The organism is Lentzea flaviverrucosa, from assembly GCF_003350445.1.
GTDB classification, from domain to species: Bacteria; Actinomycetota; Actinomycetes; order Mycobacteriales; family Pseudonocardiaceae; genus Lentzea; species Lentzea californiensis.
Genome location: NZ_QQAU01000014.1, coordinates 154,606 through 181,484, shown reverse-complemented (window position 1 = coordinate 181,484; position 26,879 = coordinate 154,606). Strand labels below are relative to the sequence as shown.

General features: G+C 69.5%; 29 protein-coding genes. 14 read left to right on the top strand and 15 right to left on the bottom strand.

The genetic code is table 11. From position 1 onward, the window contains the following. The first annotated feature begins 11 nt into the window (after window positions 1-11). Window positions 12-1,139: a hypothetical protein gene (locus DFR72_RS34680; RefSeq protein ID WP_090069803.1), complete on the top strand. Its 1,128-nt coding sequence runs from the start codon at window positions 12-14 to the stop codon at window positions 1,137-1,139. On the opposite strand, the gene DFR72_RS34675 is transcribed toward DFR72_RS34680, so the two are convergent. Together DFR72_RS34675 and DFR72_RS34670 are read right to left on the bottom strand one after the other, a co-directional pair. Continuing rightward, window positions 1,133-1,942 carry an MBL fold metallo-hydrolase gene (locus DFR72_RS34675; RefSeq protein WP_245983751.1) on the bottom strand — a complete coding sequence of 270 codons (810 nt, stop codon included), beginning with the start codon at window positions 1,940-1,942 and terminating at the stop codon, window positions 1,133-1,135. The two genes, DFR72_RS34680 and DFR72_RS34675, sit on opposite strands and share 7 nt — an antisense overlap. Beyond that, window positions 1,939-2,733, bottom strand: a complete 795-nt coding sequence (locus DFR72_RS34670) for an NUDIX hydrolase (RefSeq protein ID WP_090069805.1) — start codon at window positions 2,731-2,733, stop codon at window positions 1,939-1,941. Before DFR72_RS34670 ends, DFR72_RS34675 begins: the two co-directional genes overlap by 4 nt. A 39-nt stretch (window positions 2,734-2,772) precedes the next feature. On the opposite strand from DFR72_RS34670, the gene DFR72_RS34665 reads away from it, so the two are divergent. Genes DFR72_RS34665 through dnaN form a run of 3 tightly spaced genes read left to right on the top strand, consistent with a single transcriptional unit; the run spans window position 2,773 to window position 5,186 of the window. Next, the gene (locus DFR72_RS34665) at window positions 2,773-3,129 is read left to right on the top strand and encodes a hypothetical protein (RefSeq protein WP_090069807.1); all 357 of its coding nucleotides are present in this window, start codon (window positions 2,773-2,775) and stop codon (window positions 3,127-3,129) included. A gap of 14 nt (window positions 3,130-3,143) precedes the next feature. After that, the gene (locus DFR72_RS34660) at window positions 3,144-4,034 is read left to right on the top strand and encodes a Gfo/Idh/MocA family protein (protein WP_090069809.1); all 891 of its coding nucleotides are present in this window, start codon (window positions 3,144-3,146) and stop codon (window positions 4,032-4,034) included. A gap of 60 nt (window positions 4,035-4,094) precedes the next feature. Beyond that, entirely contained in the window at window positions 4,095-5,186 is a 1,092-nt protein-coding gene (gene dnaN / locus DFR72_RS34655) for a DNA polymerase III subunit beta (RefSeq protein ID WP_090069811.1), read from the top strand. A 47-nt stretch (window positions 5,187-5,233) separates the two neighbouring features. Here dnaN and DFR72_RS34650 read toward each other — a convergent pair whose 3' ends face one another. From DFR72_RS34650 to DFR72_RS34640, 3 genes are all read right to left on the bottom strand, one after another. After that, entirely contained in the window at window positions 5,234-6,481 is a 1,248-nt protein-coding gene (locus DFR72_RS34650) for an MFS transporter (RefSeq protein ID WP_090069813.1), read from the bottom strand. A gap of 445 nt (window positions 6,482-6,926) precedes the next feature. After that, window positions 6,927-7,601, bottom strand: a complete 675-nt coding sequence (locus DFR72_RS34645; protein WP_030477589.1) for a Crp/Fnr family transcriptional regulator — start codon at window positions 7,599-7,601, stop codon at window positions 6,927-6,929. A gap of 209 nt (window positions 7,602-7,810) precedes the next feature. Then, window positions 7,811-8,050, bottom strand: coding sequence for a hypothetical protein (locus DFR72_RS34640; protein WP_030477588.1), 240 nt, complete (start codon window positions 8,048-8,050; stop codon window positions 7,811-7,813). 136 nt (window positions 8,051-8,186) lie between these two features. On the opposite strand from DFR72_RS34640, the gene nth reads away from it, so the two are divergent. The 4 genes from nth to DFR72_RS34620 are packed head-to-tail and all read left to right on the top strand — an operon-like array spanning window position 8,187 to window position 11,313. Continuing rightward, window positions 8,187-8,894, top strand: coding sequence for an endonuclease III (gene nth, locus DFR72_RS34635; RefSeq protein ID WP_245983763.1), 708 nt, complete (start codon window positions 8,187-8,189; stop codon window positions 8,892-8,894). After that, window positions 8,891-9,454, top strand: coding sequence for a TlpA family protein disulfide reductase (locus DFR72_RS34630; RefSeq protein WP_090069814.1), 564 nt, complete (start codon window positions 8,891-8,893; stop codon window positions 9,452-9,454). The genes nth and DFR72_RS34630 overlap by 4 nt, the downstream gene beginning before the upstream one ends. Further along, a complete protein-coding gene (locus tag DFR72_RS34625) occupies window positions 9,451-10,110 on the top strand; it encodes an NUDIX hydrolase (RefSeq protein ID WP_090069816.1) in 660 nt (219 codons plus the stop codon). The genes DFR72_RS34630 and DFR72_RS34625 overlap by 4 nt, the downstream gene beginning before the upstream one ends. Window positions 10,111-10,125: 15 nt before the next feature. After that, a complete protein-coding gene (locus tag DFR72_RS34620; RefSeq protein ID WP_090069818.1) occupies window positions 10,126-11,313 on the top strand; it encodes a MarP family serine protease in 1,188 nt (395 codons plus the stop codon). Here the strand turns inward: DFR72_RS34620 and DFR72_RS34615 are convergent. Beyond that, window positions 11,310-12,005: a TetR/AcrR family transcriptional regulator gene (locus tag DFR72_RS34615; RefSeq protein WP_090069820.1), complete on the bottom strand. Its 696-nt coding sequence runs from the start codon at window positions 12,003-12,005 to the stop codon at window positions 11,310-11,312. The two genes, DFR72_RS34620 and DFR72_RS34615, sit on opposite strands and share 4 nt — an antisense overlap. Before the next feature lie 72 nt (window positions 12,006-12,077). Between DFR72_RS34615 and DFR72_RS34610 the strand changes: the two genes are divergently transcribed. Continuing rightward, complete coding sequence (locus DFR72_RS34610) at window positions 12,078-13,562, top strand: FAD-dependent oxidoreductase (RefSeq protein WP_245983750.1); 1,485 nt, start codon at window positions 12,078-12,080, stop codon at window positions 13,560-13,562. Here DFR72_RS34610 and DFR72_RS34605 read toward each other — a convergent pair. The 4 genes from DFR72_RS34605 to acs form a co-directional block, all read right to left on the bottom strand. Next, window positions 13,534-14,451 carry an alpha/beta fold hydrolase gene (locus DFR72_RS34605; RefSeq protein WP_090070049.1) on the bottom strand — a complete coding sequence of 306 codons (918 nt, stop codon included), beginning with the start codon at window positions 14,449-14,451 and terminating at the stop codon, window positions 13,534-13,536. The genes DFR72_RS34610 and DFR72_RS34605 overlap by 29 nt on opposite strands. Continuing rightward, window positions 14,448-14,888 carry a phage holin family protein gene (locus DFR72_RS34600; RefSeq protein WP_211335639.1) on the bottom strand — a complete coding sequence of 147 codons (441 nt, stop codon included), beginning with the start codon at window positions 14,886-14,888 and terminating at the stop codon, window positions 14,448-14,450. The genes DFR72_RS34605 and DFR72_RS34600 overlap by 4 nt, the downstream gene beginning before the upstream one ends. Beyond that, window positions 14,885-16,042: a Na+/H+ antiporter NhaA gene (gene nhaA / locus DFR72_RS34595; protein ID WP_090069824.1), complete on the bottom strand. Its 1,158-nt coding sequence runs from the start codon at window positions 16,040-16,042 to the stop codon at window positions 14,885-14,887. The genes DFR72_RS34600 and nhaA overlap by 4 nt, the downstream gene beginning before the upstream one ends. Window positions 16,043-16,170: 128 nt before the next feature. After that, a complete protein-coding gene (gene acs / locus DFR72_RS34590; protein WP_090069826.1) occupies window positions 16,171-18,153 on the bottom strand; it encodes an acetate--CoA ligase in 1,983 nt (660 codons plus the stop codon). Between the two features lie 258 nt (window positions 18,154-18,411). On the opposite strand from acs, the gene DFR72_RS34585 reads away from it, so the two are divergent. Further along, entirely contained in the window at window positions 18,412-19,140 is a 729-nt protein-coding gene (locus tag DFR72_RS34585) for an oxidoreductase (RefSeq protein ID WP_090069828.1), read from the top strand. Here DFR72_RS34585 and kynU read toward each other — a convergent pair. After that, window positions 19,130-20,230: a kynureninase gene (gene kynU / locus DFR72_RS34580; protein WP_245983749.1), complete on the bottom strand. Its 1,101-nt coding sequence runs from the start codon at window positions 20,228-20,230 to the stop codon at window positions 19,130-19,132. The two genes, DFR72_RS34585 and kynU, sit on opposite strands and share 11 nt — an antisense overlap. Before the next feature lie 11 nt (window positions 20,231-20,241). Here kynU and DFR72_RS34575 point away from each other — a divergent pair, with 11 nt between their 5' ends. Then, a complete protein-coding gene (locus DFR72_RS34575) occupies window positions 20,242-21,483 on the top strand; it encodes an RNA-guided endonuclease InsQ/TnpB family protein (protein WP_245983748.1) in 1,242 nt (413 codons plus the stop codon). Window positions 21,484-21,536: 53 nt separating this feature from the next. On the opposite strand, the gene DFR72_RS34570 is transcribed toward DFR72_RS34575, so the two are convergent. Further along, the gene (locus DFR72_RS34570; protein WP_090069832.1) at window positions 21,537-22,352 is read right to left on the bottom strand and encodes a tryptophan 2,3-dioxygenase; all 816 of its coding nucleotides are present in this window, start codon (window positions 22,350-22,352) and stop codon (window positions 21,537-21,539) included. A gap of 106 nt (window positions 22,353-22,458) precedes the next feature. Between DFR72_RS34570 and DFR72_RS34565 the strand changes: the two genes are divergently transcribed. The 3 genes from DFR72_RS34565 to DFR72_RS34555 are packed head-to-tail and all read left to right on the top strand — an operon-like array spanning window position 22,459 to window position 24,544. Beyond that, window positions 22,459-22,899, top strand: a complete 441-nt coding sequence (locus tag DFR72_RS34565; RefSeq protein WP_211257779.1) for an Lrp/AsnC family transcriptional regulator — start codon at window positions 22,459-22,461, stop codon at window positions 22,897-22,899. Window positions 22,900-22,937: 38 nt separating this feature from the next. Beyond that, window positions 22,938-23,414, top strand: a complete 477-nt coding sequence (locus tag DFR72_RS34560; RefSeq protein ID WP_090069836.1) for an RrF2 family transcriptional regulator — start codon at window positions 22,938-22,940, stop codon at window positions 23,412-23,414. An 11-nt stretch (window positions 23,415-23,425) separates the two neighbouring features. Next, window positions 23,426-24,544, top strand: a complete 1,119-nt coding sequence (locus tag DFR72_RS34555) for a globin domain-containing protein (protein WP_090070053.1) — start codon at window positions 23,426-23,428, stop codon at window positions 24,542-24,544. Here the strand turns inward: DFR72_RS34555 and DFR72_RS34550 are convergent. From DFR72_RS34550 to DFR72_RS34540, 3 genes are all read right to left on the bottom strand, one after another. Continuing rightward, window positions 24,533-25,444, bottom strand: coding sequence for an N-acetylmuramic acid 6-phosphate etherase (locus tag DFR72_RS34550; RefSeq protein WP_090069838.1), 912 nt, complete (start codon window positions 25,442-25,444; stop codon window positions 24,533-24,535). The two genes, DFR72_RS34555 and DFR72_RS34550, sit on opposite strands and share 12 nt — an antisense overlap. Next, window positions 25,441-26,361, bottom strand: a complete 921-nt coding sequence (locus DFR72_RS34545) for a MurR/RpiR family transcriptional regulator (protein WP_245983747.1) — start codon at window positions 26,359-26,361, stop codon at window positions 25,441-25,443. The genes DFR72_RS34550 and DFR72_RS34545 overlap by 4 nt, the downstream gene beginning before the upstream one ends. 70 nt (window positions 26,362-26,431) lie before the next feature. Continuing rightward, window positions 26,432-26,878 carry a carboxymuconolactone decarboxylase family protein gene (locus DFR72_RS34540; RefSeq protein ID WP_090069842.1) on the bottom strand — a complete coding sequence of 149 codons (447 nt, stop codon included), beginning with the start codon at window positions 26,876-26,878 and terminating at the stop codon, window positions 26,432-26,434. Window position 26,879 lies beyond the last annotated feature (1 nt).

The following is a 26,879-nucleotide window of genomic DNA, read 5'->3' as shown; positions in this document are numbered from 1 at the left end:
GGAGAGTTGACGTGACGAACGACGGTGTCGGCCTGCCGGTCCGTCTCCACGATCTCCTGTTGTCGATGGCCGGGCGCGTGGACGACGCCGCTCTGTCGCAGGCCCGCGAGTTCCTCGCGGTCGGAGAACTGGACCGCTCGATCGAGCTGCTCGTCGGCACGCTCGTCGCGGGCAGCATCCCCGTGCTGCCGGACGAGCGCGCCGCCATCACGTGGATCCTCCACGAGGTCCGCTCGGACGGGTCGCTGACCGACCGCCTGCCGGTGGTCGAGATGCTGCCGTTCATCAGGCACCGCTTCACCTCCGAGACCGACCCGGCCTCGGACATCGCCGGCGACCTGACCCGTGCGGTGTCGGTGCTGCCGGACATCCGCTCGGTGCGGTGCGTCTGGCGTTCGTCGCCCACGGGTTCCACGCCGGGCCCGTTGCCGCAGCGCGTGGTGCTGGTGGACATCGGTCCGCAGGGCTTCGCGCCCGCGACCGCCTACCGGATCGACACGGTGCTGCGGAAGGCGGGCGTCCGCGCCGCCGTCGAGGTCCTGGCGACCGGTGTGCAGGTCAGCGACTACCACGCCGCCGCGGTGACGTCGTCTCTGGCGGTGCCGATCTCCGGTGCCCCGGCCCCGATGGCCGACCACGTCTCGCAGCAGCAGCAAGCCTGGTTCGACCAGCCCGCCGAGGAGCTTCCGGCTCCGGCGCCGGTGGCCGAGCCGACACCGGCGCCGGAGCAACTGGAAGAGACCGGCTCACGACGCACACGTTCAGCACCCCAGGTGGTGGAGGGCTCGCAGCCCTTCCCGCCCAAACCCGTGAAGCGCATCCCGATGGCCACCGTGGAGCCCGAGATCGAGGTGCTCCCCGAGCCCGTTCCGATCAACCGGGCCGAGATCACCACCGAGCTCAAGCCCGACGAGCTCGCGGCCCTGCAGGCCGCGTTGGCCGAGCCCGCGGAGCCGTCCTCGGTGGACGCGAACCTCAGCGAGCGCGAACGGGCCCTGCTGCAGCAGCTGCACGAGGAGCTGGCGCAGCGGGAGCAGACCGGGGCACCGGCCACCGACAGCGGCCGCTGGCAGATCGACCGGTCCTCGTCGCGTCAGTCGGCTTTCGGGGCCACGAACAACGGCCACCAGCCTCAGTAACCGGTCCGCAGGTACTCCAGCTGGGCCCGCACCGACCACTCGGCGGCGGGCCACAGCACCCTGTCGACGTCCGCGTAGACGACCTCGACGACCTGGCGCGGGGTCGGAGCCCCGCCGAGTGCCTGGACGGCCCTGCGGACCTGTTCCAGGCGTTGCGTGCGGTGCGCGAGGTACATCCGCGCCGCTTCCCCCGCGTCCGCGAGCTCCGGGCCGTGGCCGGGCAGGACAGCGGTGTTCTCCGGCAGTTCGGCGAGCAGCTCGAGCGACTCGAAGTAGTCGCCGAGCCTGCCGTCCGGGTGGGCGACGATCGTCGTGCCGCGGCCCAGGACGGTGTCGCCGGTCAGCACGGCCTCGCCGTCGATCACGAAGCACAGCGAGTCGCTGGTGTGGCCGGGCGTGCCCAGGACGCGGAGCTCCAGGCCGGCGCTGGTGATCACATCGCCGTCCGTGAGGCCCTCTGACCCGTAGGTGAACGTCGGGTCGAGCGCGCGCACCGGAGCCTTCACGCGTTCCGCGAACTCCCTCGCGCCCTCGGAGTGGTCGGGGTGGCCGTGGGTCAGCAGGACCTCGGCGACCGGGCCGATCTCCGCGATGCGCCTGAGGTGGGCGTCGTCGAGCGGACCGGGGTCGACGACCACGTACGACGTCGCGTCCGGTGCCTTGAGCAGCCACGTGTTCGTGCCGTCGAGCGTCATCGGTGACGGGTTGTCCGCCAGCAGCACGGCGGCGTGCTCGGTGACCTGGCGGAGTTCGCCGTAGCGCGGGTGCTCTGCGCGGGCGCCGATCAGCGGGGAGCCGCTCACTGGAACACCACCCGGATGACGTCGCCGTCGCGGATCAGCTTGGGGATGATCTTCTCGACGCTGCGTTCCTCGGCCATGACCTTCTCGACGCTGCCGAGCGCGCCCACCTCGTCGAGCGTGCGCCAGGTGGGCGGCATGAGCATGCGGCGGCCCTCCTGAGCGTCCTGGATGGCGGCTGCGGGGGTCTGCCAGGCCGCGTCGGAGGCCTCGGTCGTCTCGCCGTCGGCCTTCTGGCCCGACGGCAGCGCGGCGACGAAGAAACGGGTGTCGTAGCGGCGGGGTTCCTCGTACGGGGTCACCCAGTTCGCCCACGGGCGCAGGAGATCCGCGCGCAGGACGAGGTTGTTCGCCGTGAGGAACTGCGCGAGGGAGAGCTCGCGGTCCACCAGCTGCTGCCGGGCCTGCGCGAAGTCCTTCGTGTCCGCGACGACCGAGGTGGCGTCGGGGCCCGCGAGCAGCACGCCGGACTCCTCGAACATTTCACGCACGGCCGCGCAGACGAACGCACGGGCCGTGGCCGCGTCGACGCCGAAGATCTCGCCCCACCACTCCGGCGGCGGACCTGTCCACGCGACGGACGTGTCGGCGTCGCGTTGATCCACACCACCGCCGGGGAAGACGGTCATGCCGCCCGCGAACGCCATGCCCTTCACGCGGCGCAGCAGGAAGGCCTCGAGGCCCTCGGCGCCGTCGCGGAGCAGGACCACGGTGACGGCGTCGCGTGCCTCGGCGGGTTGGGAAACCGGCGTTCGGGGTACCAGGTTTCCCGGCAAGGTCATGTCGTCGGGCATCCTCCGAGCGTACGACCGCGCTTACTCGAGGATGGTGTGATGGCGACGAACGTCTCCGGCTGCCTGGTGAAGGTCCTGCTGTTCCTGCTCGGCGCGGTGATGGGCACAGGCCTCACCGCGGTGGCGGGCGTGGTGATGTTCGTGCCGGACAGCACGACCGTGAGCAGCGCCGAACCGACCTCCGACGCACCGGGCATGTACGTGAAGAAGGTCGAACGGGTCGTCGGCGGCGACCACTACGAGGTCTGGCTCGGCCCGTCACCGGACCGCGGCTACGTGGTGACGGTGCCCGGCGGCTGGGGTCACGAGCCGAAGCGGGAGTCCGGCCAGGACGGCGTGCGCCTGAAGTTCGACAACGGCGGCGAGATCTTCGTCCCCAAGGCCAGTTACACCTGAGGCAGGATGTGCGAGTGGACGAACAGCTGCGCGTAGGACTTGTCGGTGCGGGCCCGTGGGCCGAGATGATCCACGGCCCCGGAATCGCGAACCACCCCGGCACCGCGCTGACCGGTGTGTGGGCGCGCCGCCCGGAAGCGGCCGCCTCGCTGGCGGGTTCCCTCGGCGCGGAACCGTTCGAGGACTACACCGCGATGCTGTCCACTGTGGACGCCGTGGCGTTCTGCGTGCCGCCGGGCGTGCAGGGCCCGATGGCGATCGAGGCGGCGCGCGCGGGCAAGCACCTCGTGCTGGAGAAGCCGATCGCGGAATCCGTGGAGGTGGCAACGGAGTTGGTGGCCGCCGTGGAGGAGGCGGGCGTCGCGTCCCTGGTCGTGCTGACCCGCCGCTACGCCCCGGAGACCAAGCAGATGCTGGCCCAGCTGCACCGCACCGGCGGCTGGACCGGCGCCGACAGCCGCTGGATCTCCGGCGCACTGCTCGACGGCCCGTTCTCGAACTCCCCGTGGCGCCACGACAAGGGCGCCCTGGACGACGTGGGCCCGCACGCGTTCGACCTGCTCGACGCCGCCCTGGGCGAGATCACCGACGTCCTGGCCGCGAACGTCACGGACACCGGTCTGTGGCAGCTGATCCTCCAGCACGCCGGCGGCGCCACCAGCACCGTCTCGCTCTGCCTCTCGCTGCCGGTGCAGCCACCGTTCGCGGACTTCACCGTCTTCGGCACCGAGGGCCACCGCACCCTGACGAACCGGGACACGCCCGCGCTGGAGTGCTTCACGAACCTGCTCGACGACTTCGTGGCGATGGTGGACAGCGGCACCACCACGCACGAGTGCGACGTGCGGCGCGGGCTGCACCTGCAGCGGATCATCGACCTGGCGCGCCGCAAGGCGGGTGCCTGACAGCCGCGGTCAGAACCAGGGCGCCCGAAATTGTCAGGGGTGCCCGCTAGCGTCCAGACCATGGACCTCACCGCCACCACAGCCGAGCTCGCCGGTGCCGCCGCCGAGGTGGCGCGGCTGCTGCCGACCCGCGTGCTCGACCCGGTGCTGGCCGGGCTCCGCCTCAAGGCCGGCACGGACGTGGAGGTCGCCGGCAGCGACCAGGAGCACGGTGTGCGCCTGAGCGTCTACGCGACGGTGCACACCGAGGGCGAGGTGCTCGTGCCGGCGAAGCTGCTGGCCGCGACCCTCCAGTCGCTCGACGAGCCGCAGGTGAGGCTGAAGGTCGAGGGGCAGCGGCTGGCCGTCCGCACGCCCACGTCGAGGTTCGCGCTGCCGTTGCTCGACCTCGACCACCACCCCGGTGTTCCGGTGCTGCCGGAGCTCCAGGGCCACATCGACGCGGCGAAGCTCAGGATCATCGCGGCCGTGGCGGGCGCGGCGAGCAAGGACGACGCGTTGCCGATCTTCACCGGCATCCGGATCCAGTCGGACGCCCACAAGCTGCACTTCATGGCCACCGACCGCTACCGCATGGCCTACGCCACACTTCCGTGGGAACAACAAGGTCAACTGGACCTGTTGGTACCTGCGAAGGCCATCGTCGAGGCGGCTCGGCAGGCGACGAACAAGGTCGCCCTGCACGCGAACGAGGACCGCATCGGCCTCGCCTGGGGCAACAACTCGATCTCCACCGCGCTCTTGGCCGCTCCGTTCCCGGACGACCGGGCGCGCCGACTCCTGGAGGCAGTCATCGACAGCACGGTGCTCGTGGACGCCGACGCGCTGGCGCGCGCCGTTCGCAGAGCCACTCCCTACGGCGGCCCGCACCAGGCCGTGACCATCCAGGTCGAGGACTCGGAGGTCAGGGTCAAGGGCAGCGACCCGCAGCAGGGTGAGTCGGAGGAGTTCGTGAAGGCCACGGTCGAGGGCGACCGGCTGACCAAGACGTTCCAGGCCCGCTACCTCGCGGACGCGTTGAAGGCGTTCGCTGGCCGCCGGATCGAGCTGAAGATCCAGGGCGGTCTCCGCTCGACGGTGCTGACGTCGCCGCCAGGGGAAGACGGCGTCGAGCTCACCTACCTCGTGGTGCCGATGCGTTCGGTGGCCTGACGAACGACGAAGGCCGGCCCGGATCGGGCCGGCCTCCTGAAAACCGATCAGCGCGAGGCGAGTTCCATCTCGGACCGTGCCGGCACCTCGGCGGGCACGCCGCGCTGCACGGTGGCGCGCAGCAGCCAGACCGCCAGTGCGATCACCAGCCCGGCGACACCCGCCGCGACGAACGCCGGCCGCGTGCCGAGGTGCTCGATCAGCTGGCCGGACACACCCTGCCCGATGGCGAGGCCGACGGTCACCGAGGTGATCACCCAGCCGAACGCCTCTGCGGCCATGCCGTTCGGCGTGACCTGCTCGATCGCCGCGGAGTGCGCGGTCGACTGCGGCGTGATCAGCGTGCCGACGAGGAACAGCGCGATGGCGAGCCCGATCAGCGTCGCCGGGATCGCGAGCAGGAACGTCAGCAGCGCGAAGCCGGCCAGCAGCACCGGCAGGCGCAGGTGCATCGGGCGCGGCCACGGGCGCATGCCGTAGAGCACGCCGAAGACCACCGAGCTGATCGACCACAGCGACAGCATCAGGCCACCCATCGAGGCGTGACCCGCGGCCTTCGCGAACGCCGGCACGGCCACCTCGACGAAGCCGATGGTCACACCGAAGCCCAGCGCGGCCAGCGCCACCGTGCGCATGCCGGGGTAGGCGAACGCGCCGAGCAACGGACGCGGTGCCTGCTTGACCGGGCCCCACGCACGTACGACGGGGTTGAACGCGAACCACATCGCGCCGATGACCATCAGCACGGCGCCGACGACGACACCGGTGCCCGCCCACGGCGCGGCCAGCAGCAGACCGGCGAGACCCGGCCCGAGGATGAAGAAGACCTCCATGCTGATCGCCTCGTAGGCGTAACCGGCCATCCGCGTGGGACCGGCCGGCACCATCCGCTCCCACAGCGCACGCGACGCCGAGCCCACCATCGGCTCGGTCGCGCCGACCCCGAGGGCCAGCGGGACCAGCACGAACACCGACGCGGCCGCCTCGACGGCGAGCACCGAGACGGTGACGAAGACGGCGAACATCCCGGTCACCCAGAGCAGGGGACGGGTGGGGCCGAAGCGGTCCATCAACCGGCCCTGGATCACGGAGCCGAGTGCCACACCCGTCAGCGCCGCCGCCGAGACCATGCCGGCGACCGCGAACGATCCCGTCGCGCGCTCGACGTAGAGCAGCAGCGAGAGCCCGACCATGGCGATGGGCAGGCGGGCGAGCAGAGACGCGACCACGGGGCCGCGCATGCCGGGAGTGGTCAGGGCAGCGCGGTAGTCCGAGAGACGGGCGGAGTGGGACATGTGTACCAGTATGCCAAAGTTGGTACGGATGTACCAGATCGGGTGCGCAGGGTCACGATGGTTGCGATTGGGTCACAGGAATGGGATGACCGGGTGAAACATGCAACGAATAGGCCACACACCAGGTCCTTGAGGGTGAAAGGGCTTGAGTGGTCGGGGTGTCGACGTGCGAAAGTTGACTCGCCGACCGAAGACCAACCTCTGGCCAGAGGGTCGGGGCCTGCGCGCCAGAGGGTGGAAGGCGTGGTTCGTCGGGGGATGGGCCGCGCGAACACCAAGGACCGGTGCGCCACGTCGGGGGTGGCGCCCGGTCCTTCGTGTTCGGTGGTGCTTGTTGGCCGCTGCTCCGCAGACGGCGGCAAGCTCGTCGCGTGCTCAAGCACCAACGCAGCGGAGCCCCGTGCAGTCCACGGGGCTCCGCTGCGTTGGTGCTTCGCGTTCTGAACTAGCGGGCTCGGCGCGCCAGGCGCTCCGGGTCCAGGATCAGCACGCTCTTGCCTTCGAGCCGCAGCCAGCCGCGGTGCGCGAAGTCGGCGAGAGCCTTGTTCACGGTCTCGCGGGACGCGCCGACGAACTGCGCGATCTCCTCCTGCGTCAGGTCGTGCGTGACGCGGAGCAGGCCGGCCTCCTGCGAGCCGAAGCGCTGTGCGAGCTGCAACAACGCCTTGGCCACGCGGCCGGGCACGTCCGTGAAGATCAGGTCGGCCAGCATCGAGTTCGTCCGGCGCAGCCTGCGGGCCAGGGCCCTCAGCAGCTGCTCGGCGATCTCCGGCCGGTTGGTGATCCACTGACGGAGCGCGGGGCGGTCCATGGACACCGCGCGCACCTCGGTCACCGTCGTCGCAGTCGACGTGCGGGGGCCAGGATCGAAAATGGACAGTTCGCCGAACATGTCGGAGGGCCCGAAGATCCCCAACAGGTTCTCGCGGCCGTCCGGCGACTTGCGGCCGATCTTCACCTTGCCGGACTGGATGATGTACAGCCGATCGCCCGGCTCACCCTCCGCGAAGATCACGTGGCCACGCGGGAACTCCACCGTCTCAAGGGTCGTCGCCAGCGCCTCTGCGGCCGCCGGGTCCACCCCCTGGAAGATGCCCGCTCGCGCCAGGGTCTCGTCCACCTCGTCCCTCCTAATCGACGCGACGGCACGCCTACCACCATCTTTGGTGGAGTCAGCGCCGTGCCGCCGATCACTGCGTTGCAGTCTAAGGGCTCTCTTGTGGATCGCCGCTCGGCTCGCCGTCTTACTAGGAACAACCCGGCTGGCTCGATCCAGAGCCCAACGAGCCAGCCTACGCCATTTGGGTGTCGGTCGACGCCAGGGTCGTGTCAGCGGACGCGCTTGCGCGCACCACCGCGGCCACGGCGACGGAGCCGGAACATGTCAAGGGCGCGACCGATGCCGTGTCCGTAGAGCGCCTTGACCTCTTCGGGCCTGGCGGACTCCAGGAACTCCTCGACCTCGTTCTCCTGCACGGCAACGTGCCGGAGCTTCGCTTCGACGCGCTCCATGAAGAGCGCGAAGAACATGATCACGATCGGAACGACGATCACAAGCCAGGCAGTCATGATGCTCCGAAGTGTGGCGCATGAGGGATTCGAGTGCGGATCTAGGGGTGGGGTTCGGCGTGTTGACTACTCTGGATCAGTGCCCGCAACCAAGAAACCGGAAACCAGACTCGGCCTGACCCGCAGGGCCCGCCGGATGGTGCGCGTGCTGGCCCAGGGATACCCGGACGCGCACTGCGAGCTGGACTTCACGACGCCGCTCGAGCTCGTCGTGGCGGTGATCCTGTCCGCGCAGTGCACCGACAAGAAGGTCAACGAGGTCACTCCCGCGCTCTTCGCGAAGTACCCGACGGCCGCCGACTACGCCGGTGCCGACCGGACTGAACTCGAGGAGATGCTCCGCCCCACCGGTTTCTTCCGGAACAAGGCGACGTCTCTGCTGGGTCTCGGTGCCGCTCTGGTGGAGCAGCACGACGGTGTGGTGCCGGGCAACTTGGAGGAGCTGGTCAAGCTCCCTGGTGTAGGACGCAAGACGGCCAACGTGGTTCTCGGCAACGCGTTCGATGTGCCCGGGCTCACAGTCGACACCCACTTCGGCCGCCTCGTGCGCCGCTGGGGCTGGACCGAGCTGGAGGACGCGGTCAAGGTCGAGCACGCCATCGGCGAGCTGATCGAGAAGCGCGACTGGACCATGGCGTCGCACTGGATCGTCTTCCACGGCCGCCGCGTCTGCCACGCCAAGACCCCTGCCTGCGGCGCCTGCCTGCTGATGAACGACTGCCCGTCGTACGGCCTCGGCCCGGAGGACCCGGACAAGGCCGCCAAGCTCGTGAAGGGCGACGAGAAGCCCCACCTGATCGAGCTCGCCGAGCGGGTACGGGCCGGTGAGAAGCTAGGAGCGTGAACAACCGCACGCGCTGGCTCGTCGTGGTGCTCGTCCTCGGCGTGGCGGGTGTCGTGGCGCTGTGGCCCCGGGGCGCCGCACCGGATCCGCCGCCCACGTCCACCCGCCCGACCCAGGACTTGGTCGCGTTGCGCGCACAGGCCCAGCTCCGGCCGTGCGTGCCGGGGGCGGAGGGCGGCGTCGGCGTGACGTGCCTCGGCGACGGCACCCGGACGGCCCTCGCGCTCAAGGGGCCGCTCCTGATCAACTTCTGGGCGACCTGGTGCCAGCCGTGCCAGGAGGAGCTGCCAGTGCTGGACACCTATGCGAAGCAACCAGGTGCCGTCCCGGTCGTCCCAGTTCTCGTGGAGAGCAGGGAGGCGGACGGTCTGGAGCTGCTCGCCCGGCTCGGCGTGCGGCTGCCCTCGGTCCACGACGAGGCGGATCAGCTCCGCAAGCAATTCAAGGCGCCGATGACGCTTCCCGCCACGTATTACGTAGCAGCGGACGGTCAGGTCCGGCAGATCACCGATCCGCCGTACTTCAAGGCACCGGAACAGGTGGAGAAGGCGGTTCGATGACGGAGGCGACAGAGCCACCCGACTGGATGCAGCGCCTGGCCAAGGCCACCGAGGAGATCGACGCGCAGACGTTCATGCGGGTCCCGCGGGCGCCGGAGCAGGGCGTGCGCAAGGCGGCCGTGCTCATGCTGTTCGGCGAGTCCGAGGAGCACGGGCCGGACGTGTTGCTGCTGCGCCGTTCGGACACGCTGGGCTCGCATCCCGGCCAGGTCGCGTTCCCCGGCGGTGCGTCCGACGACACCGACGACGGGCCGGTGGGCACGGCATTACGCGAGGCTTACGAGGAGACAGGTGTACTTGAGTCAGGAGTGAGACCACTTGCAACGCTGCCGGAGCTCTACGTGCCGGTGTCCGGGTTCGTGGTCACGCCCGTGCTCGCCTACTGGGAACAGCCGAGCCCCGTCGCCCCTGTCGATCCGGCGGAGACCGCTGCGGTCGCTCGGGTGCCGGTCGCGCACCTCGCCGATCCTGCCAACAGGTTCCGGGTGCGCCACCCCGCGGGTTACGTCGGAGCGGCCTTCTCCGCGCCGGGCATGCTGGTGTGGGGTTTCACCGCGGGGTTGATCAACGGCCTGATCGCACTCGGCGGCTGGGAACAGCCGTGGGATGCGACCGATGTGCGTGACCTTGAACTAGCGTTGCGCGCTACACAGTGAGGCGGAGGTTTCGGGTTGAACTGGGTTGACCTGCTGGTGCTGGGCCTCGCCGCGATCGCCGCGCTGTCCGGGGCCAGGCAAGGCATGGTCGTCGCGCTGCCCGCTTTCGTCGGCGTGCTCGTCGGCCTGATCCTCGGCACGCAGATCGCTCCGCTGCTGGTCTCCCAGTTCGAGAACGTCGTCACCAAGGTCGTGTTCGCGGTCGGCATCGTCGTGCTGCTCGTGGCGCTGGGCGAGACGATCGGCGTCTACATCGGCCGGACGATCAAGGCACGGGTCAACGCGTCGCCGTTGCGCGGCGCGGACAACGCGCTGGGCGCGATCGTGCAGGGCTTCGTCGTCTTCATCGTGGCGTGGATGATCGCGCTGCCGCTGACCTCGGTCGTCGGCCTGCCGGACCTCACCTCGTCGCTCAAGCAGTCGGTGATCCTCGGCAAGGTCGACCAGACCATGCCGCAGGCCGCCCGCGTGCTGTCCGGCGACCTGCAGAAGCTCTTCGACGTCTCGGGCTTCCCGCAGGCGATGGACCCGTTCAACCGCACGCCGCTCAAGGACGTCGAGCCGCCGGACGGCCAGCTGGCGAACTCGCCGGTCGCGAACCGGCTGAAGGCCTCCGTGCTCAAGGTCCGCGGCCGTGCGCCCTCGTGCTCCCGTGCGCTGGAGGGCACCGGCTTCGTCATCGCGCCGGAACGAGTCATGACCAACGCCCACGTCGTCGCCGGCACGAACGAGGTGACGGTCGAGGTCGGCCGCGGCCAGTTCGACGCGACGGTCGTCTCCTACGACCCGCGCACGGACATCGCCGTGCTCGCGGTGCCGGACCTGGAGGCCACGCCGCTGCAGTTCCGCTCGGACGAGGTACAGCCGGGCGAGGACGGCATCGTGCTCGGCTACCCGCTCGACGGCCCGTACAAGGCCTCGCCGGCCAGGGTGCGGGAGCGGATCCCGCTGCTGCGCGGCCCGGACATCTACGACGCCCAGACGGTGACGCGTGACGTCTACACGGTTCGCGCCGAGGTCCGCTCCGGCAACTCCGGCGGCCCGCTGGTCGACCCGAACGGCCGGGTGATGGGCGTGGTCTTCGGCGCCGCGGTCGACGACCCGGAGACTGGCTTCGTGCTCACCGCGCAGCAGGTGCAGGCGATGGTGCAGAAGGCGCCGACGCTCACCAAGCGCGCCTCCACCCAGGGCTGCGCCAGCTAGAAACCGTGCCGGACGGCGATGCCGTCGAGGACGTAGCCGAGACCGGTGTCGAAGACCTCGGCGTGGTCGCGGTCCGTGGACTCGAACATGACCCTGCCGAGCAGCGGGAAGCGGCCGGTGGCGAGCATCCGTTCCATGTACGGCCCGGACGCCCGCTGCCACTGCTCCTCGGTCAGGCCGGTGGCCCGTTCCGCGCGCAGCTCCGTGATCTCGCTGCGCACGGCGCCGAACACGTACGCCATCACGGCGCTGACCACGCCGAGCACCTGGTCGATGTCCGCGAGCCGGACCGTGGCGAGCGTCGACTCGATGTGCGCGAGCGAGTGCGGGCCCTGGTGCGGACGGCCGCTGGGCAGGTCGATGAACCACTCGTGCCGCTTCGCCGCGTCCCGCATCTCGTGCGCGACGTGCTTCAGGCCGGAACGCCAGTCCGACTTCGCCGGCGGTGGCGTGATCTCGCCGTAGACCTCGTCGACCATCAGGTCCAGCAGCTCGTCCTTGGTCTCGACGTACCCGTACAGGCGCATCGGGCCCGCGTTCAGCGCGGCGGCGACCTTGCGGAACGACACGTCGTCGAGCCCGCCCTCGTCGGCGAGCCTGATCGCGGCGCTCACGATCAGTTCCCTGCTCAACGGGGTCGGTGACGGCTTGCTGGGCGGCTCTGGGCGGTCCCACACGGGTTCGTTCGACATCGGGCTGGACAATACAGCGTCTCATAGCGATACAGTGTATTGAGCGATACACCGTATTGAGAGGGGATGCTTGTGAGGACTTCGGTGTTGGTGGTCGGGGGAGGCCTGGCGGGAACGTCGGCCGCGTTGTTCCTCGCATGGCGCGGGGTTCCCGTGACGTTGGTGGAGAAGCATCCGGGCAGCTCTGCGCACCCGCGAGCGGTCGGGTTCAACGCCCGGATCGGCGAGTTGCTGCGGGCGGTCGGGATCGAGGACGAGCTGCCGCCGAGCAGGATGACGAAGGGCTTCGGCGTCCGGCGGGTCAGAGCCGAGAGCCTGGTCGGGAAGAAGTTCGACGAGACGTTCTGGACACCGCCGGCCGAGCTCTCCGACGTCGAGTACTCACCGTCCGCCGGCGTCGGTGTGGCCCAGGACCGGATGGAGCCGATCCTGCGCGACAAGGCCAGCGCACTCGGCGCGGACATCCGCATGAGCACCCGGATGCTGGAGTTCACGCAGGACGACGAGGGTGTCACGGCGGTCGTGCGGGGCGACGGCGAGCCGTACGAGATCCGCGCCGACTACCTGGTCGCGGCCGACGGGCACCGCAGCCCGATCCGCGAACGGCTCGGCATCGGCCGCACCGGACGCGGGTACATGCACACCTCCCGCAGCGTGCTGTTCCGCGCGCCGCTGCAGCAGTACCTGAAGGACGGGATCGGCCAGTTCGTCATCGACGGCGTCGGCTTCCTGACCACCTACGGCGACGGGCGCTGGGTGCTCATGCTCGACGACCGCGAGTACGACGAGCCCGAGCTGCGGCAGAAGATCTTCCAGGCCGTCGGCCGCGACGACCTCGACGTCGAGATCATCACCACCGGCCGCTGGACGATCAGCGCGGCCGTCGCCGACCGGTTCTCCCAGGGCCGGGTCTTCCTGGCGGGCGACGCCGCGCACACGTTGCCGCCGAGCCGCGGCGGGTTCGGGGCGAACGTCGGCATCGAGGACGCGCACAACCTCGCGTGGAAGCTCGCCGCGGTGCTGAACGGCGAGTCGCGACCGTCCCTCCTGGACACCTACGACGCGGAACGGCGTCCGGTCGCGACCCTCTGCCACCAGCAGATCTTCGCGCGCAACGACGGCCACAACCGCGACGGCGCACCGGACGACGCCCCGCTGTACGACAACAACGCCATGCACTTCGGCGTCCTCTACCGCTCGGACGCGGTGCTCGGCGCGGGCCCGGAGCTCCCGCCAGCCCAACTCCCCGAGCAGTGGAACGGCCAGCCGGGCACCAGGGCGCCGCACGCGTGGGTCGAGCCCGGCAGGTCCACTGTGGACCTGTTCCAGCGCGGCTGGGTGCTCGTCGCCGACCACCCGCAGTGGGAGGAAGCGGCGGCAGGCCTGGCCGTCCGGTACGAACGGGTCGAGCAGCTGGACCTGTTCGGACTGTCGGCCAAGGGCGCTTCGCTGGTCAGGCCCGACGGCTACGTCGCCTGGCGGTCGGCGGACCTGCCGGACGACCCGGCCGCCGTGCTCGCGACCGCGTTCAGCTCTGCTTCTGCAGGAACTCGGTGATCAGCCTGCTCGTGGTGTGGGGCGCCTCCTGGTTCGGGAAGTGCCCCACCTCCGGCAGGTAGCGGAACTCCGACTCGGGCCCGAGCCACGGCAGCGAGTCGCGCGCGGAGGACTCCAGGACGATCGGGTCCAGCGCGCCGTGGATCTGCAGCACCGGCACCTGCATCTGCTTGTCGACGGCCTCGGCGAACCGGCGGCCGTCGCTGCGCAGCTGCGAGCGCGCCGCCCAGCGGTAGTACTCCAACGCGCTGTGGGCCACGCCCGGCACCGTCATCGCCTGCCGGCAGCGGCGGATGACCTCGTCGAACTCGGGCGCCGACCGCCACTTCGGCCCTGACCACGCGGACAGCAGCTTGGCGACCTGCAGGCCGTTCTCCGCGGTCAGCCACCGTTCCGGGTGGATCGGCAGCTGGAACCGCAGCACGTGCGAGTTCGTGCGGGGATGCCTGCGGAACGCCCGGCGTGTCACCAGCGGGTGCGGTGCGGACAGCACGGAGATCGACGAGACCACGCGCGGGTGCATGGCGCCGACCGTCCACGCCGTGGCCCCGCCCCACGCGTGACCCACCAGGTGGGCGCGCGGAGCACCGAGCGCCTTGACCAGACCGGCGATGTCACCCGCGAGGGTGAAGCCGTCATAGCCGCGCGGAGGTTTGTCCGAGTCGCCGTAGCCGCGCAGGTCGACGGCCACGGCGCGATAGCCCGCCTCGGCCAGTGCGGTCAGCTGGTGCCGCCACGACCACCAGAACTCGGGGAACCCGTGCAGCAGCAGCACGAGCGGGCCCTCACCGAGTTCGGCGACGTGCAGGCGGATGCCGTTGGCCGAGACGTCGCGGTGCGTCCACGGACCCGCGACCCGCACGACGGACGGGTCGGGTTTGCGGCTCAGTTGTCGTCGCCCCTGCGCGTGAGGGCCGCGACGGTGTCCTTCGCGGCCGCGATCGACTTCTCCGGCGCCCTGATCTTCTTGACCTTGCGGTAGCCGAGGAAGGCGAAGGCGACGGCGGTCAGCAGCATCACGCCGAACACGAGCCCGAAGCCCGCCCAGTAGCCCCACCCGAACCACTCGGCGAAACCGAAGCCGAGCGCCATGAACAGGAAGAACAGGCTGAAGCAGAGGATCGTCAGGGCGACGATGAAGAAGACGCTGCCCTTCACGCCCTTCTTGATCTCGGCCGTGATCTCGCCCTTGGCGAGCTCGACCTCTGCTCTGACCAAAGTCGACACGTGGGCGGTCGCATCACGGACAAGACCGCCGATCGACGCCTCGGCCGTCGGGTCGTCTGCGGTCAGCGGAATCGACGCGATGTGCTCCCTGGTGGTCACTCGGACATGGTGCCATGAGCCCGGCTGCGACGAATGAGCAACACCGCGGCGAGCAGCGACGCGATCATCGAGGCGATCAGCACAGCGGCCTTCGCGGTCTCCGGCTCGTCGAGTGAGAGGTCCGCGATCAGCAGGCTGACGGTGAACCCGACGCCGCCCAGCGTCGCCACCGCCACGATGTCGCGCGGCCCCGCCCCGGACGGCCACACCGCCGCCTTGAACCACACGGCGAGCGCCGACGCCCCCACGATCCCGACCACCTTGCCGACGACCAGCCCCACCATCACGCCGATCGCGATCTTGTCGTCGAAGAGCTTGCCCAACGCCTCGGCACCCACCGGCACACCCGCTGCGAACAGCGCGAACACCGGCACGGCCACCCCGGCCGACCACGGCTGCAGCCGGTGCTCCAGCCGCACGGCCGGCGCCTCCTGCTCGTACGGGTCGCGCCGCACCCGCGTCAGCAACGCCAGCGCGACACCCGCGATCGTGGCGTGGACGCCCGACTCGTGCATGAACCACCAGGTGGCCAGCGCGATCGGCACGTAGATCCAGGCGCTGGTGATCCTCTTGTGCTGCAGGAACCAGTACAGCGCCAGCAGCAGCACGACCGCGCCCGCCGCGAGCAGGTTGAACTTCGCCGTGAACAGGATCGCGATCACGACGATCGCCCCCAGGTCGTCCACCACGGCCAGGCTGAGCAGGAAGACCCGCAGACTCGACGGCAGCCCGGACCCCGTCAGCGCCAGCACCCCGAGCGCGAACGCGATGTCCGTCGCGACGGGGATCGCCCAGGCCTTCTCGATCCCCGGCTGCCCCCAGCCGATCCCGAGCGCGACCAGCGCGGGCACGATCATCCCGCCGACCGCCGCGATGATCGGCAGGATCGCGGCCTTGAAGTTCGACAGCTCACCGACGACGAGTTCGCGCTTCAGCTCGAGTCCGGCGACGAAGAAGAAGACCGCGAGCAGCCCGTCCTTGGCCCAGTCGCCGACGCTCAACGGCCCGAGGTGCAGATCCCTCAGACCGAAGTACGCGGGGGAAAGAGGCGAGTTGGCCCACAGCAGTGCCACGGCCGTGGCGCCGAGCAGCACCATGCCACCGACGGTCTCGGTGCGGAGGTAACGGGCGAAGTCAGCGATCTTGCCGGACACAGGGCTCCCAGGGCGGTCGACAGGTACACGAATACTCGTGCCGACCAGACTTCCCGGCTCACCTGGACGCGATCTTAACGCGAACGGGCGCCCTCGAGTGAGGGCGCCCGTCACGTTTGAAGCGAAAATCAGTCCTCGGACTTGCCCGACTGCAGACCCGCCGAGATCAGGTCCATGACCGACGAGTCGGCCAGCGTCGTCACGTCGCCGACCGCGCGGTTCTCCGCCACGTCGCGCAGCAGGCGGCGCATGATCTTGCCCGAGCGCGTCTTCGGCAGCTCCGGCACGACCATGATCTGCCGCGGCTTCGCGATCGGGCCGATCTCCTTGGCCACGTGGTCGCGCAACGCCTTGATGGCGTCCGCGCCACCGGCGTCCGCACCCGCGCCACCGCGCAGGATCACGAACGCCACGATGCCCTGGCCGGTCGTGTCGTCGGACGCGCCGACGACGGCGGCCTCGGCCACGGTCGGGTGCGACACGAGCGCCGACTCGACCTCGGTGGTCGAGATGCGGTGACCGGACACGTTCATCACGTCGTCGACGCGGCCGAGCAGCCAGATGTCGCCATCGGCGTCGTACTTCGCACCGTCACCGGCGAAGTAGAAGCCCTGGTCCTTGAAACGCGACCAGTAGGTGTCGCGGTAGCGCTCCTCGTCGCCCCAGATGCCGCGCAGCATCGACGGCCACGGCTCGTCCAGCACCAGGTAGCCACCGCCGCCCGCCGGGACCTCGACGCCCTCGTCGTTGACGACCTTGGCGCCGATGCCGGGCAGCGGCCGCTGCGCCGAGCCGGGCTTGGTCGAGATGACGCCGGGCAGCGGCGAGATCATGATCGCGCCGGTCTCGGTCTGCCACCACGTGTCGACGATCGGGGTCTTGCCGCCGCCGACGTTCTCGCGGTACCAGATCCACGCCTCGGGGTTGATCGGCTCACCGACCGAACCCAGCACGCGCAACGAGCTGAGGTCGTACTTGGCCGGGATGTCCGCGCCCCACTTCATGAAGGTGCGGATCAGCGTCGGCGCCGTGTAGTAGATCGAGACGCCGTACTTCTGCACGATCTCCCAGTGACGGCCCTCGTGCGGGGTGTTCGGGGTGCCTTCGTAGACGACCTGCGTCACGCGGTTCGACAGCGGGCCGTAGACGATGTAGCTGTGGCCGGTGACCCAGCCGATGTCCGCGGTGCACCAGTACACGTCGGTGTCCGGCTTGAGGTCGAACACGTTCTGGTGCGTGTACGACGCCTGCGTGAGGTAGCCGCCGGACGTGTGCAGGATGCCCTTCGGCTTACCCGTGGTGCCCGAGGTGTAGAGGATGAAGAGCGGGTGCTCCGAGTCGAACGCCTCGGGGGTGTGCTGGTCGGACTGCGAGTCCACCAGCTCGTGCCACCACACGTCCTTGTCGGTCCACGCGACCTCGGTGTCGGTGCGCTTGACGACGATGACCTTCTCCACGGACGGCGCGTCCGCGACGGCCTCGTCCACGGCGGGCTTGAGCGGGGCCGGGGTGCCGCGGCGGTACTGGCCGTCGGTCGTGATCACGAGCCGGCACGCGGAGTCCTGGATGCGGGTGCGCAGCGCCTCGGCGGAGAAGCCGCCGAACACGACGTTGTGCAACGCGCCGACGCGGGCGCACGCCAGCATCGCGAAGATCGCCTCGGGGACCATCGGCATGTAGATCGCGACGCGGTCCTCGGCGCCGATCCCCAGCGACGTCAGTGCGTTCGCGGCCTTGGAGACCTCGCGCTGCAGCTCGGCGTAGGTGATGGCGCGGGAGTCGCCGGGCTCGCCCTCCCAGTGGATGGCGACCTGGTCGCCGTGGCCCGACTCGACGTGGCGGTCCACGCAGTTGTAGGCGACGTTGAGCTTGCCGCCGACGAACCACTTGGCGAAGGGCGCGCCGGACCAGTCGAGGACCTGGTCCCACTTGGTTTCCCAGTGCAGCCGTTCCGCCTGCTTCGCCCAGAACGCCTCGCGGTCGGCCTTCGCCTCCTCGTACAGCGCGGGCTGTGCGTTCGCCTGTGCCGCGAACTCGTCGGAAGGCGGGAACGTCCTGCTCTCCGTGAGCAGGTTGTCCAGGGCGTTGCCCTGGCCTGGCGACTGCGTCATGGTGCGAGACCTCCTGGAATGTCCAGACCGGTTGGGGATGCGGGTACTGACCGTAGTGCGAGCCAGCTCACTTCCAACAGGCTCCTCCCTCAAAAGGTTCAGACCAATCTGGGGAGGCGGTTACACGGCTGTCATTGTGTAACCCGTTTTGTCTGTTCCAGGCACGTGTGGCGCGTTGAACGGGCGCAGTTGCGCGCTCAGCGGTTGAGTCAGTGAGCTGGGTCACGCGTTTCACCTGGTCAGGTACTCTGCGCGACCGTGACCGATCCTCTCGCACCGCTGCTTTCCTTGCCCGGCGTGGCGGACGCCGCGAACGCCGCCAAGGACGCCGTCTTCCAGGTGCACCGCCATCGGGTGAACCTGCGCGGCTGGGCCACCACGGCGGCGGAAGCGTCCGTCCGCGCGGCCCGTGCGTCGGCGGCCCTGGAGGGCGGTCCGACCGAGATCCCGGAGTCCGGCGAGGTCTCGGACCCCGTGCTGGCAGGGTCTCTGCGGGTCGCGGAGGCACTGGGCGGGCTCGTCGCCACCTGGCAGCGCGCGCCGTTGCAGGCCCTCGCGCGGCTGCACGTGCTCGCCGCCGCCGACCTCACGACCGAAGTCGGACGGCCGCGCGTCTCCGACGACGTGTCGCAACGGCTCGACATGCTCGGCTCGCTCGTCAGCGGTGGCACGTCCGTGCCGGCGCCGATCGTCGTCGCCGTGGTGCACGGCGAACTGCTCGGGCTGGCACCGTTCGGTGTCGCCAACGGGGTGGTCGCCCGTGCGGCCGCGCGGATGACGTCGATCTCCACCGGCCTGGACCCCAAGGGCCTCGGCGTGCCGGAGGTGGCGTGCCTGCGTCGTTCGGCGGAGTACGAGGCCGCGTCCGTGGCGTTCGCGTCGGGGTCCCTGGAAGGCCTCGCGGAGTGGATCCTGTTCGTCTGCTCGTCGCTGGAGGCGGGCGCCCGCGAGGCCAAGAGCATCGCGGACGCCGCACTCACCGGGTGATGTCCGCCAGGACTTCGGCGGCCCTGACGGCGTCCTCGTCCGTCACGTAGAGCGGGGCGAACCCGAACCGCAGGATGTCGGGCGGCCGGTGGTCGCCGATGACGCCGCGCGCGATCAGTTCGTCCATGACGGCCCTGGCCTCCTGGCAGCGCACCGAGATCTGGTTGCCCCGCTGCTCGGGAGTGATCACCTCGAGGTTCGTGAGCTTCTCGACGTGCTCGCGGAACAACGCGGTCAGCGCCAGGCCGCGCTGCCGCAGTTCGGCCAGGTCGACGTCGTCCCAGACGTCCAGCGCCGCGTCGAGCGCCAGCATCGACAGGATGTCCGGCGTGCCGACCCGTGCGCGGACGATGCCGGGGTCCGGCTCGTAGGACGGCTTCATGCCGAACGGCTCGCGGTGGCCGTTCCAGCCCGACAGCGGGTTCTCGAACGTCGCTTGCCTGGCGTGCGGCACGTAGATGAACGCCGGCGAGCCCGGTCCGCCGTTGAGGAACTTGTAGGTGCAGCCGATCGCGAAGTCGACGCCGAGGGCGTCCAGTTCGATGGGCAGCACACCGGCGCTGTGGCAGAGGTCCCAGATGACCTGCGCGCCCACGGCGTGCGCCTGCTCGGTGAGCGCCTTCATGTCGTGCAGCGCACCGGTCCGGTAGTCGACCTGGTTGAGCAGCACCACGGCGGTGTCCTCGCTCAGGTCCAAAGAGGACGGATGCGCGGCCCGGATCTCCAGCCCCGTCAGCGAAGCCACCGACTCCGCGATGTAGCCGTCGGTCGGGAACGTCGACTCGTCGCAGACGATCTCGGTGCGGCCGGTGCCCTTCACCGCGCCCATCAACGCCTTGAAGACGTTGACCGACGTCGAGTCGCCCACCACGACCTGACCGGGCGCGGCCCCGACCAGCCGGCCGACGCGGTCGCCGATCCGTTGCGGCGCCTCCCACCAGCCCTCGCTCCACGACCGGATCAGCCGCGTGCCCCACTGGTGCTTCACGACCTCCTGCATCCGTTCGGCGACGTGCTTGGGAGGTGCGCCGAGGGAGTTGCCGTCGAGGTAGATGACGCCTTCGGGGATGTCGAACAGCTCGCGCCTCACCCTAGCCTCCAATGGATCGCGATGGATCTAATACGCTGCGTATCGTGCGGACGGCGTACAAATGTCGGGCTTACCCGAACCCTGAGCAGGCTGCAGTGCTGAGCCGTACTTTCGGCTGTGTTCGTGTGGTGTGGAACAAAACCTTGAACGAGCGCCATCGCCGCTATCGCGAGGATGGCGCACAAACCTCGTACCGGGCGACCGATGCCGCACTGACACAGTGGAAACGGACCGAGGAACTGATGTTCCTTTCCGAAGTGTCGTGTGTCCCGTTGCAGCAGGCATTGCGTCATCAGCACGCCGCGTTTCAGAATTTTTTCGCAGGGCGCGCCCGCCGCCCAAGGTTCAAGCCTCGAACGGGTCGTCAGAGCGCGCATTACACCCGCTCGGCCTTCCGGATGCGCGAAGGTGCCCTGAAGCTGGCCAAGACGAACGCGCCACTGCGATTCGCCTGGTCGTTCGGTGACGTGGACGTGGCAGGGCTGGATCCGACGATGGTGGTGATTTCTCGTGAACCCCATGGCCGTTGGTACGTGACGTTCGCGGTTGAAACCACAGCGCCCGTGCCGGCCGAGGCCACCGTGAGTGCTGTTGGCGTCGACCTGGGCTTGACGACCTTCCTGGTGATGAGCGATGGCCAGCGGATCGCCAACCCGCGGCACCTGTCCAGGAAAGGGCGGAACCTCGCCCGCTATCAACGACGGCTGGCTCGTTGCAGGCCTGGCAGCAACAACCGGTACAAAGCGAAGAGAAAAGTCGCTCGCGCCCACCGCAAGGTCCGCAACGCTCGTAAGGATTTCCTGCACCGCACCACCACTGCATTGGTGCGCTCTGCCGAACTGGTCGCGATCGAAGACCTGTCGATCAAGAACATGGTCCGAAACCGCCGCCTCTCCCGCGCCATCTCTGATGCGGGCTGGGGTGAGTTCCGGCGACAGCTCGAGTACAAGTGCGAACGCGCCGGCCGCACACTGATCGTGGTCAACCGCTGGTATCCCTCCAGCAAGACCTGCTCGACCTGCGGACATCTGCTCGCAGAACTGAAACTCTCCACCCGGCACTGGACGTGTCCGGGCTGCCGCGCCCGGCACGACCGGGATCTCAACGCGGCGAAGAACATTCTTGCGGCTGGTCAAGCCGTAGCCCGCGCTAACGCGGGCGACGCCTGCGGAGCTGATGTCAGACGGCAAGGGACACCTCTTCCGCAATCAGCGATGAAACAGGAAACCCGCGTCGTGAGGCGCAACGCATGAGCGTTACCCGTCGTAGGCGGGTGGGAGTCCGCGTCCTTGAGACGGGGACGAAGTCAAACGTAGCTCCTCGCGGTCCACAGCTCGGGGAACACCGCTCGTTGGGTGCGCTTCTCCAGCCATGCGACACCAGCGGAGCCACCGGTGCCGACCTTCGAGCCCATCGAACGACGGGTCGCCAGCAGGTGGTCGTAGCGCCAGCGCGCGAACTCCTCGGCGATGTCGGTCAGCGCCTCGCCCAGCTCCAGCAGGTCGCGGTCGTCGCCGCGGTAGATCGCCGCCCACACCTGCTCGACCTCGGCCGACGGCTGGTAGGCCTTGGTCAGGTCGCGGTCCAGGACGCTCTGCGGGATGTCGAAACCCTTGCGCCGCAACGCGGCCAGCACGTCGTCGTAGAGCGAGGGCAAGCCCAGCGACCTCTCCAGCTGGTCGTGCATCGCCGGCACCGCGCGGTGCGGCACGAGCATCGACGCGGACTTCTCGCCGAGCAGGAACTCCATCTCGCGGTACATGCCCGACTGGAAGCCCGACCCCTCGCCGAGCGCGTCGCGGAACGAGTTGAACTCGGTCGGCGTCATCCGCGCGATCGGCCGCCACGCCGCCGAGAGAGCCTGCAGGTGCAGGTCGGAACGCCGGAGCGTGCGCACGGCCGCGCGGAGGTCGTCGGCGCGCAGTTCCGTCTGGGCCTGCCGCCACTCGAAGCAGAGCAGGCCGAAGTACAGCTCCATCACCTGCGTGATGACCAGGAACGACATCTCACGGGGATCTTTGGACCACTGCTGTTGAAGGGTGTGCAACACCGACGCGTGCACGTAGTCCTCGTACGGCGTGGTGCCGCCGAAATCCAGCTTGGGGGACACGGGGCAGCTCATGTGCTCAATCGTCGTCGGAACAGCTCGTCACCTGAATGGGCGACGAAAGGCGTTCGGCTCGAACTTCTTCCAATCGCAAAGCAGATCGCCGAGTAGCTTTGTGTTCATGTTGGACGAGGTGGACAAGGCCCTGTTGGAAGCCCTCCAAGAGGATGCGCGGCTGTCGTACAACGAGCTGGCCCGCCGGGTCCACGTCTCACCGCCGACGGTCGCGCAGCGGGTTCGCCGGCTCGAGAACATGGGCGCGATCACCGGCTACCGCGCCGTGGTCGACCCCACCGTCGTGGGACGTCCGGTCGTCGCGTTGGTGCGCATGAAGTGCTACGGCCCGCGGTGCATCACCGTGCACCCCGAACTGCTCGATGACCTCCCCGAAGTGGTCGAGGTCGTGCGGCTGACCGGAGACATCTGCTCGGTCGTGAAGGTCGTCACGACGTCCATCGTCGAGTTGGAACGGCTGCTGGTCCGGCTGGCCGCGCACGGGGAGACGTCCAGCGCAATGGTGCTGTCGACGCCGATCCCGTGGCGTCCGGTGTTGCCCGGATAACATGCATCTTAGATTCCAATTAAGCTAGCCTTGATCTTGTGAGGCTGACCAAGAGCACCGACATCGCGCTGCGGATCGTGATGCGGCTGGCCGCTGCCGAGACGGACCGTCTCGTCTCGTCGGCAGGCGAGACGGACCGTCTCGTCTCGGCGAACCCGACCACGCGCGAAGTCGCCGAGGCCATGGGCGTGCAGTACACCCACGCGGCAAAGGTGGTGGCCCAGCTCCAGCACCTCGGCGTGGTCGTGGCGCGCCGCGGCAGGGGTGGCGGCCTGGCGCTCGCCGAGACGAAACGTCTCGTCTCGGTGGGATGGCTGGTGCGCGCACTGGAAGGTAACGGCGACGTCGTCGACTGCGACGGCGAAGTGCCGTGCCCGTTGAGCTCCGCTTGCCGGTTGCGACACGCGTTGCGTCAGGCCCAGGAAGCTTTCTACGCCTCGCTCGATCCACTGCGCGTCGAGGACCTCGTCGCTGATCCCACCGGTCCTGTTCTGCTCAGCCTCCGGCTGAGGTGAGGAGCACGTCGATGCTGTCCCCGAAGTCCGCTGAGCTGGTCGAAGCCACCCTGCCCGCTGTGGGGGCCGCCATCGGTGAGATCAGCAAGCTGTTCTACCAGCGCATGTTCGCCGAGCACCCGGTCCTGCTGCGGGTCCTGTTCAACCGCGGCAACCAGGCCAACGGCACGCAGGCCCAGGCGCTGGCCGGTTCGGTCGCGGCCTTCGCGTCCGGGCTGCTCGCCGGGCAGCAGCCCGACGCGATGTTGCGCCGCATCGCGCACAAGCACGTCTCGGTCGGCGTCACGGCCGGCCAGTACGCGGTCGTGCACAAGCACCTGATCGCGGCTGTCGGCGAGGTCCTGGACGTCACGCCGGAGATCGCGGCGGCCTGGAGCGAGGTCTACTGGCTGATGGCCGACACGCTGATCGGACTGGAGCGGTTCCTGCCCAGGGGACAGCAGGACTACCGGGTGATCGCCCGGTTCCAGGAGACGGAGGACGTGGTGACGTTCGTCGTCAGGCCCGTCAACGGTCCGGTGCCCCTGAACGCGCCCGGCCAGTACGTGTCGGTGCAGGTGCCGCTTCCCGACGGGGCCCGGCAGATCCGCCAGTACAGCCTGTCCGGGCGGACCGACGACGCCCTGCAGTTCTCGGTGAAGCGCGACGGCGAGGTGTCCCGGTACCTGCACGACCGCGCGCCGGTGGGCAGCACGCTGAGGCTCAGTCGTCCGGCCGGGGACGTGACGCTCCAGCCCGGTGACGGCCCGGTGCTGTTCGCGTCGGCGGGGATCGGGTGCACGCCGATGATCTCCATGCTCGCCGAGCTGGCGGCCACCGATTCGCCCCGGCAGGTCATCGCGGTGCACGGTGACCGCGACCAGTTCAGCCACCCGTTCCGCGCCGAGCTCGCTCAGCTCGTGGCCAAGCTCGAGGACGCGCAGGCGCACGTCTTCTACGAGCTGCCCGTCGGTGAGTGGCCGGCCGAGCGGACCGGGTTGGTCGACCTCCGCGGCGTTCCCGTTCCCAGGAACACCACCGCCTACCTGTGCGGGCCGGTGCCGTTCCTGCGCGCGGTGCGGGCCCAGCTCGTCGAAGCGGGCGTCACCGACATCCATTACGAGGTGTTCGGACCGGACCTAACCCGCTAGCCGGTCCAGGGCGTTGCGGACGTGACCCTTGGTGTCCTCCAAGGCGGCGGCCGCACGTTCGGTCGGTTCGCCGGACAGCAGGTGGACCAGCGCCACCTTGAGGTCGCCGTCCGCGTCCGCCAGCGCCTGCTCGCACGCGGTCTCGGGCTGACCGGTGGCCTCGTGCAGGATCCGGATCGTCCGGCCGCGCAGCTTCGCGTTGGTGGCGCGCATGCTGACCATCAGGTTCGAGTAGGTGCGGCCGAGCTTGATCATCACCGCGGTGGAGAACGAGGTCAGGACCAGCTTCTGGGCCGATCCCGCCTTCATCCGCGTGGAGCCGGCGATGGCCTCCGGGCCGGTGTTCAGCGCGACCAGGACGTCGGGCGTGAACGGCACCGACGCGTTGTTCGACACCAGAACGGTGCGTGCGCCAAGCGCTTGCGCCTCCTGCAGCGCGCCGATCACGAACGGCGTGCGCCCGGACGCCGTCACACCCACGACCAGGTCCTTCGCGGTGGCGTGGCGGCGGATCTGGGCGGCGCCCGAGTGGTCCTCCACCTCTTCGACGGCGCGGACGAGGGCTTCCGGACCGCCGGCGTGGTGGGCGACGAACCAGTCGGCCGGGGCGTTGAACGTCGGCACGAGCTCAGCGGCGTCCAGCGTCGCCAGGCGTCCCGACGTGCCCGCTCCGACGTAGTGCACGCGACCGCCGGACATGATCGCCGCGACGCCGAGGTCGACGGCTCCGGCCAGTTCCGGCAGTGCCTGCGCGACCGCGGCGGGGACCGTGCGGTCCTCCTCGTTGATCATGCGCAGCACGTCGATCGTGGAGACCCGGTCGATGTCCGTGGTGCGGGGGTTCCGTTGCTCGGTCGGAGATTCCACGCGCACCACCACACCGTTCCGGGGGGAGGTCATTTAGTCGTCTCCCGCGGCCGCCGCCGGCCGTCTGGTCTGGCACCGAGCCGATGGCCGGACACCGCCTCGTAGGTCGCCTCCAGCGCCGTCTTCGCCGTGTCCACGTGGTGCTGGGCGACGCCGATGAACAGGCAGTCGATCACCGTGAGCTGGGCGATGCGGCTCGCCATCGCGCCGGAGCGGAACGTGGTCTCGCGCGCGGCCGTGGTCAGCACGTGGTCGGCGATCTCGGTGATGGGCGAGCGCGGGAAGTTCGTCAGCGCGACGGTGGTCGCGCCGGTCTCGCGGGCGACGCGCAGTGCCTCGACGGTCTCCGCGGTCGAGCCGGTGTGCGAGATGCCCACGGCGACGTCGGCGGGGGTCAGCACGGCGGCCGAGGTCAACGCGATGTGCGTGTCGTTCCACGCGAAGCAGGTGAGCCCTATGCGGTGCAGCTTCTGCTGCATGTCGAACGCGACGAACGCGGACGCGCCGAAACCGTAGACGTCGACACGACGGGCGCCCGCGACCGCTTGGACGACCTTCTCGAGCGACTCGACGTCGAGCTGCTCGGCGGTCTCCTCGACGGCGCGGGCGTCGGCGAACGCGACCTTGCCGACGACCTGCCTGAGGTCGTCGCCCGGTCCGATGTCGCCACCCATGTCGTGGTTGGCCCTGGCCTGGCTGCGGGCCGTGTCGGCGGCGAGCGCGATGCGCAGTTCCGGATATCCACCGACGCCGATCGCCTTGCAGAACCGCGTCACCGTCGTCTCACTCGTGCCCGCCTGCTCGGCGACCTCGGTGATGCTGCGGTGCGCGACAGTTCCGGGGTTCTCCAGCACCACCTTCGCGACGCGCTGCTCCGCGCGCGCGAGACCCGGCAGCAACGACCGGATCTTCACCAGTGGACTGGACTCGGCACTGCTTTCAGTGGACACGTGGGAAACTTACTAACCGCCACTGCGAGGGTCAACGGAGTGTGTCCGAAAGTCACTCTCTCGGCAGGTCCTAGTGGACGTCGGGCACCTTCCGGGTGGACACCGCGATCCGGTTCCACGAGTTGATGGTGAAGATCAACGCGATGAGCTGCGCGAGCTCCTCCTCACCGAAGTGCTTCGCGGCCTGCTCGTAGACCTCGTCGCTGACGTACTCGTGGCTGCTCAGGACCGTGATGGCCTCGGTGAGCCGCAGCGCCGCCCGCTCCTTCTCGGTGTAGAGGTCGCCGGCCTCCTCCCACGCGTTGAGGAGGTAGATGCGGGCCTCGGTCTCGCCACCCTTGCGGGCGTCCACGGTGTGCATGTTGAGGCAGTAGGCGCAGTGGTTGAGCTGGGAGGCGCGGATGCGCACGAGCTCGGCGAGCTGCTCGTCGAGACCCTCCCGGGCGGCGGCGTCGAGGGCGATCATGGCGCGGTAGACCTTCGGGGCCTTCTTGGCGAGGTCGATGCGGTTCGTCATG